At 42.6% G+C, this 14,520-nt stretch carries 14 protein-coding genes; all 14 read left to right on the top strand.

The genetic code is table 11. The annotated features are described in order from the left end of the window. Positions 1–27: 27 nt before the first annotated feature. Positions 28–1,392 (top strand): tetratricopeptide repeat protein, encoded by a 1,365-nt coding sequence (locus HMPREF1212_RS15915; protein WP_028730551.1) that lies wholly within the window; start codon positions 28–30, stop codon positions 1,390–1,392. A 2-nt stretch (positions 1,393–1,394) separates the two neighbouring features. Next, on the top strand, positions 1,395–2,063 hold the full coding sequence (gene lptC, locus HMPREF1212_RS15910; protein ID WP_028730552.1) for an LPS export ABC transporter periplasmic protein LptC: 669 nt from the start codon (positions 1,395–1,397) through the stop codon (positions 2,061–2,063). 1 nt (position 2,064) lies between these two features. Continuing rightward, positions 2,065–3,321: a hemolysin family protein gene (locus tag HMPREF1212_RS15905; protein ID WP_028730553.1), complete on the top strand. Its 1,257-nt coding sequence runs from the start codon at positions 2,065–2,067 to the stop codon at positions 3,319–3,321. A gap of 97 nt (positions 3,322–3,418) precedes the next feature. Then, positions 3,419–5,557 carry a peptidylprolyl isomerase gene (locus HMPREF1212_RS15900; protein ID WP_046150004.1) on the top strand — a complete coding sequence of 713 codons (2,139 nt, stop codon included), beginning with the start codon at positions 3,419–3,421 and terminating at the stop codon, positions 5,555–5,557. A gap of 121 nt (positions 5,558–5,678) precedes the next feature. Continuing rightward, positions 5,679–6,710, top strand: a complete 1,032-nt coding sequence (rlmN, locus tag HMPREF1212_RS15895; protein ID WP_046150003.1) for a dual-specificity RNA methyltransferase RlmN — start codon at positions 5,679–5,681, stop codon at positions 6,708–6,710. Positions 6,711–6,765: 55 nt separating this feature from the next. Continuing rightward, the gene (locus HMPREF1212_RS15890; protein ID WP_028730556.1) at positions 6,766–7,803 is read left to right on the top strand and encodes a DUF4837 family protein; all 1,038 of its coding nucleotides are present in this window, start codon (positions 6,766–6,768) and stop codon (positions 7,801–7,803) included. A gap of 13 nt (positions 7,804–7,816) precedes the next feature. Then, positions 7,817–8,935, top strand: coding sequence for a 4-hydroxythreonine-4-phosphate dehydrogenase PdxA (pdxA, locus tag HMPREF1212_RS15885; RefSeq protein ID WP_046150002.1), 1,119 nt, complete (start codon positions 7,817–7,819; stop codon positions 8,933–8,935). Positions 8,936–9,013: 78 nt separating this feature from the next. Beyond that, positions 9,014–9,481: an FAD synthase family protein gene (locus HMPREF1212_RS15880; RefSeq protein ID WP_046150001.1), complete on the top strand. Its 468-nt coding sequence runs from the start codon at positions 9,014–9,016 to the stop codon at positions 9,479–9,481. A gap of 9 nt (positions 9,482–9,490) precedes the next feature. Next, the gene (locus HMPREF1212_RS15875) at positions 9,491–10,219 is read left to right on the top strand and encodes an SDR family NAD(P)-dependent oxidoreductase (protein ID WP_046150000.1); all 729 of its coding nucleotides are present in this window, start codon (positions 9,491–9,493) and stop codon (positions 10,217–10,219) included. A 7-nt stretch (positions 10,220–10,226) separates the two neighbouring features. Then, a complete protein-coding gene (locus HMPREF1212_RS15870) occupies positions 10,227–11,114 on the top strand; it encodes a CDP-alcohol phosphatidyltransferase family protein (protein ID WP_028730560.1) in 888 nt (295 codons plus the stop codon). 6 nt (positions 11,115–11,120) lie between these two features. Beyond that, the gene (locus HMPREF1212_RS15865; protein WP_046149999.1) at positions 11,121–11,948 is read left to right on the top strand and encodes a lysophospholipid acyltransferase family protein; all 828 of its coding nucleotides are present in this window, start codon (positions 11,121–11,123) and stop codon (positions 11,946–11,948) included. 100 nt (positions 11,949–12,048) lie between these two features. Beyond that, entirely contained in the window at positions 12,049–13,233 is a 1,185-nt protein-coding gene (locus HMPREF1212_RS15860; RefSeq protein ID WP_028730562.1) for a sigma-54 interaction domain-containing protein, read from the top strand. Position 13,234: 1 nt separating this feature from the next. Beyond that, the gene (locus HMPREF1212_RS15855) at positions 13,235–13,747 is read left to right on the top strand and encodes an LptE family protein (protein WP_028730563.1); all 513 of its coding nucleotides are present in this window, start codon (positions 13,235–13,237) and stop codon (positions 13,745–13,747) included. 3 nt (positions 13,748–13,750) lie between these two features. Then, on the top strand, positions 13,751–14,518 hold the full coding sequence (locus HMPREF1212_RS15850; protein ID WP_028730564.1) for a hypothetical protein: 768 nt from the start codon (positions 13,751–13,753) through the stop codon (positions 14,516–14,518). Positions 14,519–14,520: the final 2 nt, after the last annotated feature.

Here is a 14,520-nt window from a genome sequence, read left to right as displayed (position 1 = left end):
AATTGCTAACTTAAATTAAAAACAGATATGAAAATAAAGGTATTATTGATTACCGCTGCATGTTCCTTAGGAGCATTTGGCGCTTATGCACAGAAAGGAGTAGATAATGGTACGCAATTCGGATCAGGTGAAGACAGTATCCGTTGTATTACCAATATCAGCTTGTTCGTTCCTTATGCGAAAGCAGGAAACTTTAAGGATGCATATGATTTTTGGAAGATTGTGTACGATGAATGTCCTGCAGCAACAAAGGATATCTATCTGCATGGTGTAAAGATCATGGCGTGGAAGATTGCCAATGAAAAGGATCCGGCAAAGAAAGCTGCTCTGGTAGATGACTTGATGGCTGTATACGACAAGCGTGTGAAATATTTCGGCGACGACAGACGTTATGGTAAAGACTGGATCGTTTCACGTAAGGCTCAGGATTATATTGCCCAGATGGGTGAAAAGGCTGATTATAAGAAACTGTATACATGGTTGGGCGATATCATCAATGAATATGGTGATAAAACCGAAGCATTAGGTGTTTCTTTATATATGTTCGCTTCTTACCAGATGATGGCAGACGATCCTAATCATAAAGGACAGTATGTAGAGGATTATCTGAAAGCTTCTAAAATTCTTGATAGCCAGTTGCAGGCTGCACAGGCTGCAAATAACGAAAAAGAAGTAAACAACCTGACTACATTCAAAACAAGTGTAAACGGTGCGTTTGCTAACAGTGGTGCTGCCGACTGCGAAACTCTGCAGAATCTGTATGCTCCTAAAGTGGAAGAAAGCAAAAGCGATCTGGCTGCTTTGAAAGAAATCGTTACTTTGCTGAGACGTGTTCGTTGTCAGGAAATCGACGCATTCTTTGCTGCTGCAGGTTATGCTTATCAGTTGGAACCGAGTGCTGACGCAGCTATCGGTATTGCAAAACAAGCTGTGAAGAACAAAGATTACGATAAAGCTATCAAATATTTCGAAGAAGCTGCCAACATGGAAACAGACCCTGCTTCAAAAGCAGAAGACTTTTACATGATCGCTTTGCTTAACTTCGACCAGAAGAGCTATTCAAAAGCAAGAGAATATGCTTTGAAAGCTGCATCAGCCAACGCAAGCTACGGGCAGCCTTACATCCTGATCGGACAGATGTATGCAGCAACAGTTAAGTCTGTATTCCCGAATGACGGTGTATTGGCAAGAGCCGCTTACAATGCAGCTATCGATAAGTTTGAAAAAGCAAAACAAGTGGACGAAAGCTGTATAGATGAAGCAAATAAATTGATCGGTACCTATCGTGCTCATTTACCTTCAACAGAAGAAATATTTATGCACCCCGATTTGGAAAAGGGTAAAACATTTACTGTTGGTGGTTGGATCGGCGAGTCAACAAGAATCAGATAATTATGATAGAAACGCGTTTTCTTAGTAAAACGGGAAAATATGGCATAACAACTACCTTTGTGGTGGTTGTTATGCTTCTTTTATTTATGGCTTCCTGTCGCAATTCAGATAAAGAAGTCGTAGTGGTGGAGTTTGCACCTGAAACTACCTACACAATGAAAACAACGGACATCACTAGCTTGATATCAGACTCCGGTATTACTCGTTATCGGATGAAGGCAAAAGAGTGGTTGATGTTTGGCAAGGCAAAAGAGCCTTATTCCTATCTTCCTCAAGGTGTTTATGTGGAGAAATTTGATTCTTTGTTCAATGTGGAAACCAGCATAAAAGCCGATACGGCTTATCATTGGGACAAGAAAGGTTTGATTAAGTTGATTGGTCATGTGAATATTTTGACTCAGGATAATAAAAAACTGGATACTTCGATCTTGTTTATTGATCAGACCGAAGATCGGGTTTATACGGATGAATATTTCGAGTTGCAGGAAGAGGAGAAGATCATTACCGGTATTGGTTTTGAATCCAACCTGAATATGACAAAATATAAAATCTTTAACTCGCAGGGAACTTTCCCTGTCAGCGAATCTGCCCCCGACTCATCCCGGGTAAATACATCTGCAGATACCACCGTAGTGGCTGTCTCAAAAGTAGACTCAATAAAAAAGGAGTAGTGTGAATGCATTAACGTACATATTAATTTCATTGGCTTTTTCCGCTTTTTTTTCAGGGATGGAGATCGCATTTATCTCCTCAAATAAGCTTCGGCACGAACTGGATAAAAAGAACAAAACTATTGCCGGTAAAATACTGGATATCTTTTATCGGAATCCGAACCAGTTTATTTCTACAATGCTGGTCGGTAATAATATCGCATTAGTTGTATACGGTCTGCAAATGGCAATCATACTGGAGCCGTTTATTGCAAAGTTCGTAAACAATGAAGCGCTGATCGTACTCGTTCAATCGATCATTTCGACTCTCCTGATCTTGTTTACCGGAGAGTTTATCCCTAAGACGATATTTAAATTGAATCCGAACTTTTCTCTGAATCTGTTTTCGGTTCCTTTATTCATTATATATATTATTTTATATCCGATATCCAAATTCTCCGCTTTGGTTTCTTATCTGTTTTTGAAGCTGGTTGGGGTTAAAGATGTATCGAAGTCTTCCGCACGTACGCTGGGGAAAGTCGATCTGGACTTTTTTATACAACAAAGTATAGATGATGCCCCGTCTAATTCGGATATGGATACGGAAGTGAAGATCTTTCAGAATGCGCTCGACTTTTCGAACGTACGTTTGCGTGATTGCATCGTACCGCGCACAGAGATCGTAGCTTGCGATACGACTGTCAGTATGGAAGAACTTCGTTCTAAATTCATTGAAACCGGTTTGTCGAAGATATTGATATATAACGAAAATATAGATGATATCATCGGTTATATCCATTCTTCGGAGTTGTTTAAGAACCCAGAGGACTGGACGCAAAATATAAAAACTGTTTCCATTGTTCCGGAAACAATGGCCGCTAATAAGTTGATGAAGATATTGATGCAGGAGAAGAAAAGTCTGGCAGTCGTAGTCGATGAATTCGGTGGTACATCCGGTATCGTTACATTGGAGGATCTTGTGGAAGAAATATTCGGAGAGATTGAAGATGAACATGATATGAAGTCGTATGTCGCCCGGAAAGTATCGGATGACGAGTATCTCGTATCTGGCCGTATGGAGATAGATTCGTTGAATGAGAAGTTCAATCTGGAGCTGCCGGAATCGGACGACTATGTAACGATAGCCGGCTATATTTTACATTTCTATCAAAAATTTCCTAAATTGAATGAATCAATCGTAATAGATAAGTATACTTTCAAAATAATGAAAGTGACAGCGACAAAAATAGAACTTGTGCGAATGAAAGTGGGTGGTTAATGAAAAAAAATGAAATAAAAGATGTAACAAATCCTTTTTTTCGTATCTTCGTGCCCTTAAACTGTAAAATATAAACTTTAAAAATAAATAACGATAAATGGCTACGCTGGAAAAAATCAGAAGCAAAGCAGGACTGCTCGTACTCGTTGTGGGTTTGGCATTGTTCGCTTTTATCATTGGAGACTTTTTGAACTCCGGTTCTACTTATTTCAGACAAACTCAGGAGAGAGTTGCTAAGGTTGACGGGGAAGTAATTAAAATTCAGGATTATCAGGGACGTATTGATGAAATGACTGAAATGTATAAGATGCAGTCAGGTTCAAGTAGTCTGCCTGAGGAATACATGAATCAGATCCGTCAGTCCGTATTCGACGCTATGGTACAGGAAATTGTATTGGACGAAGCAACTGATAAATTAGGTATGCAGGTCGGCCCGGAAGAACTGTTTGACATGGTACAGGGTGAAAATATTTCACCGATGATCCAACAGATGCAGATGTTCGTAAATCCTCAGACCGGACAGTTTGACAAAACAGCATTATTGAACTTCCTGAAATCGATCGATGATGATAACATTGCAAACTATCCTGCAGAACAACAGGCACAGTTGATCCAGGCTCGTAATTTCTGGTTGTTCTGGGAAAAGAACATCAAACGTCAGCGTCTGGAACAGAAATATACCACCTTGTTGAGCAAAGCAGTTTCTGCTAACGTTCTGGATGCTAAAGAAGCATTTAATGACGCTGCAGAAAGTTCAGATATCGTATATGCTATGCAGTCGTATGCAAGCATCCCCGATTCAACCGTGGAAGTTAGCAAGAGCGAAATCGAAAAACTGTACAATCAGCGCAAAGAACTTTACAAACAAAAAGAAGGTAAAGTAATTAAATATATCGCTGTTGATATCCGTCCGAGCCAGGAAGACTATGACAAGGCCAGTGCAGATATCGAATCTTTGAAAGAAGAGTTCAAGACTTCTGAAAAGGTGGCTGACATAGTAAATGAAAACTCAGAAGTTCCTTATATGGATGCTTTCTTTACAGAAAATGCATTCGATCCGGAAATGAAACAATTTGCAACAACAGCCGAAGTAGGTGAGGTTTATGGCCCTGTATTCGACAACGACAAATACAGAATGTTCAAGTTGGTAGACAAGACTGTCGCTCCCGACTCTGTAAAAGTTAGTCACATCATGTTGGCAAACACAGGCGACGAAGCTCGTACAACAGCTTTGGCCGATAGCTTGATGAACGTATTGAAGAATGGTGGTAACTTTGCTGAGCTGGCAAAAGAATTCTCTGCTGACCAGGCTGCTGAAAATGGTGGCGAACTGGGATGGTTTACTGAAATTACTGCGTTGAGAGGTGTAAATGAAGAATTTAAGAATGCCGTATTCTCAACTCCGGTGAACAACATCGCAAAAGTTAAATCTTTATATGGAACTCACCTTGTAAAGGTTACTGAAAAAACGAATAACGTAAATAAGTATAAGGTTGCTGATATTGACATGACAGTATCTCCAAGCTCTAAGACTTACAGCAATATCTATAACGAGTTGAACCAGTTTGTATCAAAGAACAGCGATTTGGCTAAGTTGGATGACGCTGCTAAAGAAGCAGGCTATAACCTGATTTCCGGTGTAACTGTTACAGCTGACAACCAGACGTTGGGAAGCATTAAGAATTCTCGTCCGGTGATCCGTTGGGCATTCCAGAACGACAAAGGTAAAATCTCCGAGATCTTCGAATGTGATGATAAATTTGTAATTGCAGGCGTTGAAGGTACTTTGAAAGAAGGTTACCGTTCGGTTGCTTCTGTTACTCCGGCTTTGAGAGCCGAGATCGCTGCTCAGAAGAAAGGTGAAAAGATCGCTGCCGACCTGAAAGCTAAAAGTCTGACTTCTGTTGAAGCTTATGCGGATGCAATGGGATCAAGAGTTGACTCTGTTAAGTTTATCAACTTCGGTACACGTCGTATCGCAGGTATCGGTGTAGAACCGAAAATGAATGCAATGGTTTCAATTGCAGAAGTTGGTCAGGTAAGCGAACCGGTAGCAGGTAACAATGGCGTATATGTATTCAAAGTATATGACAGAAACAAAGACGCTAAAGAATTCAATGAAGCTGAACAAATCCGTACGCTGGATGCATCCAACGCTTATCGTTTCGGATTCCAGGCTATTCAGTCATTGGTAAATAAAGCAGATGTAGAAGATAACCGCGTACGTTTCTTCTAAATAAATAAAGATAACAAAAGGTAATAACGATACCTTTATCAGAAAGCTGCCGGACTTATTCCAAAAAGTCCGGCAGCTTTTTTTATCTTTGTGCCGGATTAATCGCTATATAAATAAAACAATGCAAGAGAAAAGACGATTGTTGGGCATGACGCTGAACGAGTTGAAGGAGGTGGCTGCAGAGACCGGTTTGCCGGGTTATGCTGCTATGCAGATAGCTGACTGGCTGTATAAGAAGAAAGTTACCTCTATTGCTGAAATGACCAATATTGCGGCTGCTAAACGTACATTACTGGAAGAGTCTTTCGAGGTAGGAGCAGTTCCTCCCATAGACTGTATGAAGTCGGTAGACGGAACGATAAAATATTTATTTGCAGCCGGCCCCGGTAATTTTGTCGAATCCGTTTATATCCCAACAGACGATCGTGCCACTTTGTGTGTATCTTCCCAGGTGGGATGCAAAATGAATTGCCTGTTCTGTATGACGGGCAAGCAGGGGTTTACTAAGAATCTTACTGCCAACCAGATATTGAATCAAATACAATCACTTCCCGAATCCGATCGTTTGACTAACCTGGTCTTTATGGGGATGGGGGAACCGCTGGATAATGTGGATGAACTCTTTAAAGTACTTGAAATCCTGACCTCTGCTTATGGTTATGGCTGGAGTCCTAAAAGAATAACCGTTTCGACCATCGGTGTGGCAAAAGGCTTAAAACGTTTTCTGGAGGAAAGCGACTGCCATCTGGCTGTAAGTCTCCACTCTCCGTTTCATGAAGAAAGACTGTCGCTGATGCCTGTGGAAAAGGCTTATCCGGCGCAGAGTCTCATCGATATGATCAAGGAATATGATTTTTCTCATCAACGTCGTGTCTCTTTCGAATATATAGTTTTTAAAAATTTAAATGATAGTCCGCAACATGCTAAAGCTCTGATTTGTTTATTGAATACATTGGATTGCCGGGTTAACCTGATTCGTTTTCACGCTATTCCCGGTGTATCGCTGGAAAGTTCGGATTTGGCAAGAATGGAGGTGTTTCGTGATACACTGAATAATGCCGGGATAATCTGTACGATCAGGGCTTCACGAGGGGAAGATATCTTTGCTGCTTGCGGAATGTTATCCACTGCTAAAAAGCAACAAAACGGATAGAAGACAAGTCATTTAATAGAAAAGAATTATATTTGTGTATTAAAAACGAATGGGTATGAAAAAGATTTCTTTACTGATCAGCTTTTTGATGTTTCTGGTATTGCTGGGAGCATGTAGCTCAGGGCCGGTTGGAAAACGGGCCACAGGCCTCGCTTATGAGGTTGTTGTCGTAATGAAAAAAGCAAACTGGGATGGCCCTTCGGGAAAGGCTATCAAGCAAGAACTGACATCTGATGTCCCAGGCCTTCCTCAATCTGAACCTGCATTAAAAATAACTTATGTAGATCCTTCGCAATTCGACGGGTTATTGACTTTTGTACGTAATATTTTGATTGTAAACGTCGATCCAGCTATTTATACAAAGGTATCAGTTAATTATGAAAACGACCGTTGGGCAAAAGGACAGGTTGTAGTAACGTTGAATGCACCTTCTCCGGAAGCTATTCTCGAATATGTGCAAGAACATCCGAGGGCATTGGTCGATTTCTTTGTAAAGGTAGAAATGAACCGCGCCATAGCACAGTTGCAGAAAGATTACAGTTCGGTAGTCATGGAAAACCTGAAGGATAAATATGACCTGATGCTGAATGCGCCTGCCAACATGACTTATTACCGGGATACGACCGATTTCTTCTGGGCGTCCAATAATGCCAATACAGGTCGTACGGATCTGATCGTATATACATTCCCTTATTCCGATCCGAATACGTTTACAGCCGAATATCTGATAGCTAAACGTGATTCCGTATTGAAGGTGAATTTGCCGGGCGCTTTCCCTGAATCTCATATGGCCACCGAAACCCGTGCTGAAGTAACTTATACCCCGATCACTGTAAACGGAAAATATTGCGGTGAAATGCGTGGTTTGTGGAAGATGGTCGGCGATATGATGGGAGGGCCGTTCGTCAGCCATGTCCGTCTGGACGAAAAGAACAACCGCGTAGTGGTAGCCGAAGGTTTTGTATTTGCTCCTGAAACAGATAAACGTAATTTTATCCGCCGTATCGAAGCCGCTTTATACACACTTCGTCTGCCGGGCGAATTCGATAAATCGGTAGAAGAAAAGCTGGATATTCCGGAAAGTAAGAAATAAACAAACATAATACATGGAAGAACGATTGATAAAGGTGGGCATTACCCACGGAGATATAAATGGCATCGGATATGAGGTGATATTGAAAACATTCTCGGATGCCAGGGTTGCCGAACTTTGTACTCCGATCATATACGGATCGTCAAAGATCGCAGCTTATCACCGGAAAGCATTGGAATTGCCCCCTGTGAATATGAACATCATCTCTCAGGCTGAAGATGCCGGTATAAACCGCGTGAATATCATTAACTGTGTGGATGATGAAACTAAAGTAGAGTTGGCACAATCGACGACTATTGCTGGCGAAGCCGCTTTTCTGTCATTGGAAGCAGCAGTAGCTGATCTGAAACGTGGTGCAGTAGACGTTTTGCTGACGGCTCCCATCAATAAGCACAATATCCAGAACGACCAGTTCCATTTTCCGGGACATACGGAATATCTGGAAGAACGTTTTGGCGGAGTAGGGCGGAAAGCCCTGATGATCCTGATGAAGGATAACTTGCGGGTTGCTTTGGTGACCGGGCATATCCCTTTGTCGGAAGTACCGTCCAAAATAACGGTGGAGGACATTGTGTCGAAACTGCGCATATTCAATCAATCGCTCAAACAGGATTTCGGAATCGTTAAGCCGCGTATCGCTGTCTTGTCATTGAATCCGCATGCCGGAGACGACGGCCTGCTGGGAAAGGAAGAAGAAACGATCATTATTCCGGCTATGCAGGAGGCGGAGAAAAGAGGTGTCATGTCTTTCGGCCCTTATGCAGCGGATGGATTTTTCGGTTCGCAAATGTACGATAAGTTTGACGGTGTACTGGCTATGTACCACGACCAGGGATTGGCTCCGTTCAAGACACTGGCAATGGACGATGGCGTAAACTATACAGCCGGCCTGTCTATTGTACGTACATCTCCTGCACATGGAACGGCTTATGATATTGCCGGGCAGAATTTAGCCTCTGAGGAGTCTTTCCGCCAGGCTTTGTACGCCGCATTGGATATTTACCGGAATCGGTTGATTTTCCGTGAAGCAACAGCCAATCCGCTTCGTAAGCAATACTTTGATAAAGGCGGAGATAATGAAAAACTCGACCTTACCAGGGAGGATGACGATACGGATGTTTGTTCACAGTAATTTACGCTTTTTGACTTCAATCTTTTTTTGATAGGAAAAGTTTGCGTAAGTTTGTGGTTTCAAATTGCAACATGAATTATGTTTAAAGATAAAACGATCGTATATACCTCAGGAACGTTTGATATGTTCCATTATAATCACCTGCGGATGATCAATTATGCCCGTAGTCTGGCTGATATCCTTATTGTCGGCGTGAGTACGGACGAGTTAGTCTCTTCTTATAAGGCAAACCCTATTATACCGTTCAACGAACGTCTTCAGATCATCGAAGCGTTGAAGACTCCGGATATTGTCATACCGCAACATACGCTGGATCATACGGAAATAGTAAAGAAGCTGAATATCGATGCTTTTGTTGTGGGCGATGACTGGTTTGGTAAATATGATTATCTGAAAGATCTGGGTGTACAGGTTTTTTATTTCCCGTACGGAACAGGGGTTTCTTCTTCCAACCTGAAGAAAACCATTCATGACTCTTATGAAGAAAATCTGAAATATCAACGACACGCTAAACCCGCAACTGTAAAAGGCCAGGGAGAAGAATAAAAACGACTCATGGAAAAGTATGCTTTAATTACCGGTGGAACGAAAGGTATAGGTAAAGCGGTGGCTTTCTGTTTAGGTAAAGCCGGGTATAACCTTGTGCTTACATATGCTTCAGACGCGAACGCCGCGGAACAAGCCTGTGAGGAGTTGCAGCAGCAATTACAGATCAAGGTATTTGTGTTGCAGGCTGATGTTACGGATAAAGAATCCATAGAAAAAATATATACTTATCTGCAGGCAAAAGATTTACGGCTTGACGCAGTAGTCTTTAATGCCGGCCTGACCTGTCGCGACTCTTTTGAAGATCTGTCGCTTGCAGACTGGGAACGGGTCTTCTTTGCCAATATACATTTTCCAGTATTTTTCCTGCAACGTATCGTTGGCCGGATAAATAAGGGAGGCAGTGTTGTCTTTACGGGCTCCCTGATGGGAATCCAACCTCACTCGGTTTCTCTTGTTTATGGGGTGACAAAGAGTGCGGTGCATGCCCTTGTGAAGAATCTGGTTAAGTTCCTAACCCCTTACGAACTGCGTGTGAATGCAGTCGCTCCCGGATTTGTGGATACGGAATGGCAGAAAACAAAACCTGCGGAGATACGCCGGAATATAGAGAATAAGGTCTCTCTCGGTCGCTTTTGCGATCCGGATGAGTTGGCCGAAGTATATAAGATGTTAATTGAAAATAGTTATTTTAATGGCGAAGTGGTCGTTGTAGACGGCGGTTATTCGTATAAATAATAAATAGATGAGTAATTTGGATAAGGAATACGAAGCATCGCTGAAATCGATAGAAACAGAAAATGTTGTCGACCGGGCATTCTACCGTCCGATCGGTTTCCGTATAGCTCGTATGTTGCGTGGTACAGGAATTACCCCGAATATGGTAACGGTAATTTCTATCTTTGTTGGAGCGGCCGTAGGTTTTATGTTTTACCATGATAATCTGGTCTATAATATTTGCGGTATATTGTTATTGGTATTTGCCAATATCCTCGATTGCGTGGATGGGCAGCTGGCCCGCCTGACCGGTATAAAGTCCGCTATCGGACGAATACTTGACGGCTTTGCCGGTGATATATGGTTCGCATCTATTTATGTAGGTTTCGCCCTGCGCCTGTCACACGATTACGGAACCCACTGGTTCTTCGCTTTGGCCGTTTTATCAGGGCTGTCCCACTTGGTACAGGCTAATATTACCGACTATTACAAAACACTTCATCTTTATTTTATCAGCAAGGATAAAGGAGCCGAGTTCCAATCGCTGGAACAGGTGATAGCCCGCCATAAAGAGATGAAGCTCGGTATTAATAAGACATTTTACTTTCTTTACAGAGGATATACTTTACTTCAGGTGAAGGCAACTCCCGCTTTGCAGCGTATGTTGCAAAGCCTGCACGCTAAATATGGGGATGATATTCCAGAAAACGTGCGGGTCGCTTTCCGTAAACAAAGCCGTGAGTTAATGCGTTATATAGACCTACTCACATTCAACGGACGTACGATTGTTATGTTTATCGTTGTGTTGATAGGAGAAGTCTGGATTTATTTCCTGTATGAAATAATAGTATTGAACATTGTTTTATTGCTGGCTATGCGAAAGCACGAAAAGATGTGCGCATCGTTTATAGAATAAAAAAGTATGAAAAAGAGCGTAGTAGACATTAATGATTTGCAGGAAGCTGCCCCGTTCTTCAAAAGCCGTATAGGCACCTTCCTTGGCAAATTATTAATTAAAGGATTGGGGGTAGATAAAGTAAACAGGGTACATGCCAACAATTGCCATTTGCGCGGGTCGGCTTTTACATCTGCGTTATTAAGTGATCCGTTGATCGATATCAGGTATAATCTGCACAACGCAGAGGTATTGGATCACTTACCGGAAGGAGCATTTATCACCATCTCCAACCATCCGATCGGTTCGGTGGACGGCATTATGCTGATCGACATCATGGCATCCCGTCGTCCCGACTTCAAAGTAATGGTAAATGGTATCCTGACAAAGATCGGAGCCATGAAGGATAATTTTGTATCGGTCATGCCCGATTCAACAGGCAACGGGCCGAATCCGGCTAATATAAACGGTGTCCGTTATTCACTTCAGCGCCTGAAAGAAGGCCATCCTATGGGCTTTTTCCCTGCAGGAGCCATCTCTTTTTATAATAAGGAAGATAAAGAAATCCATGATTTACCCTGGACGCATAGCGTGATCCGTTTGATAAAGAAGGCGAATGTACCAGTTTATCCGGTTTATTTTGATTTCCTTAATTCCCGTTTCTTTTACTGGTTAGGGAATATAAGCTGGAAGATCCGTACACTGCGTATTCCGGCGGAAGCATTTAACAAAAGAGGTAAAACGGTCGATGTCTATATCGGGAAACCGATCTCACCGGAGGAAATAAAGAAGTTTACCGACGATACTGCGCTTGCAGAATTCCTGTTCAACAGGACGTATGGTGCTAAAAAATGAGAAACCGCCGATAGAATCTACTTCGGATAGCTGGAATTTGAATTAAGATTTGTAATTTTGGCAGACAAACTGAAATAATTACAGATATTCAACAGATATGATGATAAAGCTAGACGTCCAGCAAATAAAGCAACGTTTTGGAATTATAGGAAATAGCCCTGGCCTGAATAGGGCTATCGATGTGGCTCTCCAGGTGGCTCCGACAGATTTGTCTGTCCTGATAACCGGTGAGAGTGGTGTCGGTAAAGAAACATTTCCACAGATTATACATCAGAACAGTCCGCGTAAACACGGACAATATATAGCCGTAAACTGCGGTGCCATTCCTGAAGGAACGATCGACTCCGAATTGTTCGGACACGAAAAAGGCTCTTTTACGGGGGCATTGGCCGACCGGAAAGGTTATTTTGAAGTGGCCGACGGCGGAACAATCTTCCTGGATGAAGTGGGGGAGTTGCCTATACCAACCCAAGCCCGTTTGCTGCGTGTGCTTGAAACGGGGGAGTTCATTAAGGTCGGTTCTTCCAAAGTGCTGAAAACGAATGTGCGGATCGTGGCTGCAACAAATGTGAATCTGATACAGGCCGTGGCCGATGGAAAGTTTCGCGAGGACTTGTATTATCGTTTGAATACGGTTCCCATCCAGATTCCGCCTTTGCGTGAACGCCCGGATGATATTATCCTTCTGTTCCGTAAATTTGCGGGCGACTGTGCGGAGAAATACCGTATGCCGTCGATCCGTCTGGATGATGAAGCCCGCCAGTTGCTCACTGCATACCGCTGGCCGGGTAACGTCCGTGAACTGAAGAATATAACAGAGCGTATCTCTGTCATTGAAGAAAACCGTGATATAACAGCTGATGTTTTGCGTTTGTATCTTCCTGACTTGAATATGGAAAAATATCCGGTGCTGGTCAAGCAGCAGGATAACGACCAGAAATTCTTCAACAGCGAACGTGAAATCCTTTATCAGGTTCTTTTCGATATGAAGAAAGATGTGAACGAGCTGAAGAAGCTTGTCCACGACATAATGGGAGGAAAGATGCAGATGCCGGTTGCCGAAGAGACAACCTATGCACATCCTATTCATCCGGTTCATACCTCTTCCATACAGGAAGTGGAAGCGGTGGAAGAGGAGGAAACCTTGTCGTTGGAAGAGGTAGAGAAAGAAATGATCCGTAAAGCACTCGAAAAGCATAACGGCCGCCGTAAGAATGCCGCCGCCGACCTGAAGATATCAGAACGTACGCTTTACAGGAAGATTAAAGAATATAATTTGGAATAATATGTTGAAAAAAAATGTGATCTGGCTTTGCCTGCTGATAGGAGTCGTGCTGACTGCTTGCTCCATCTCCTATAAGTTCAATGGAGCTTCTATCGACTATACAAAGGTAAAGACCATCACGATCAAGGATTTTCCTAACCAGGCACCTTTGGTTTACCCGCAGTTATCGCAGGAGTTTACCGAAGCACTGAAGGATATATATATTCGTCAGACACGTCTCCAGCTGGTCAACGATAATGGCGACCTGGAGCTGGAAGGTGAGATAACAGGTTATCAGTTGACGCCGATGGCAGTCAAGGAAGATGCCTGGTCTTCGCAAACGAAGCTGACGATCACGGTACGTGTGCGTTACTCGAACCGTACGAACCCGGATGAAGATTTTGAACAGACATTCTCCGCTTATCAGGAGTTTGACGCAACACGAATGCTTCAGGATGTAGAACCGGAGTTATGTCCGCTCATTATAGAGGAAATAGTCGATCAGATTTATAATGCAACAGTAGCGAACTGGTAAAAAATGAAAGCGGCAGATTTATATCAACTGATAGAAGATCCCTCTCTGCTGACGAAGGAAACCCTTCCTCAACTAAAGCAGATAGTGGACGAATATCCTTATTTCCATATAGCCCGGATGCTTTACCTGAAGAATCTGGCTGTATTGAACGATATGCGTTTTGCCGCCGAATTGAGGAAAATGGCTGTCTATATACCAGACAGGAAAAAGTTATTTACATTGATAGAAGGGGAACGTTACGGTATGCATCTTAAAACTGCGTCGGGCGAAGAAACAGAAACAGCCGACGCCTTTTCTCTGATTGAAGCCTTCCTTGCCGACCGTGAAAGTGAAGGGGAGCAACAGGCAACAGATTCTACATTATTATTCCAGCCATCCGTTTCGTCGGATTATATCTACTGGTCGCTGACAAAGGATTCCGAAACGGAGGAAGAAGATCCGTCCGTTAAATTGCAGCACCACGATCTGATCGATTCTTTCATTAAGAATGACGAACAGCGGGCGCCGGGCAGTGGCCTGGGTATTAACCTGGAGCCGGGTGAAGACAACCCGGTTTCGCCTTTGAAGCCGGAGGAGGAGGAACAGTCTCGTTCTCTGGAAGATGATTCTTATTTTACCGAGACATTAGCCCATATTTATGTTAAACAGAAGCGATATGAGAAAGCTCTGCAAATTATTAAAAACTTATATTTGAATTATCCGGAAAAAAATGCTTACTTTGCAGACCAAATAAGATTTTTGGAAAAATTGATTATTAACACTAAAAAATAAAA

This window comes from Parabacteroides sp. HGS0025 (assembly GCF_000969845.1).
GTDB classification, from domain to species: Bacteria; Bacteroidota; Bacteroidia; order Bacteroidales; family Tannerellaceae; genus Parabacteroides; species Parabacteroides gordonii.
Note: the sequence above shows the minus strand (reverse complement) of the source record. Positions and strands in the feature narration are given on the sequence as shown.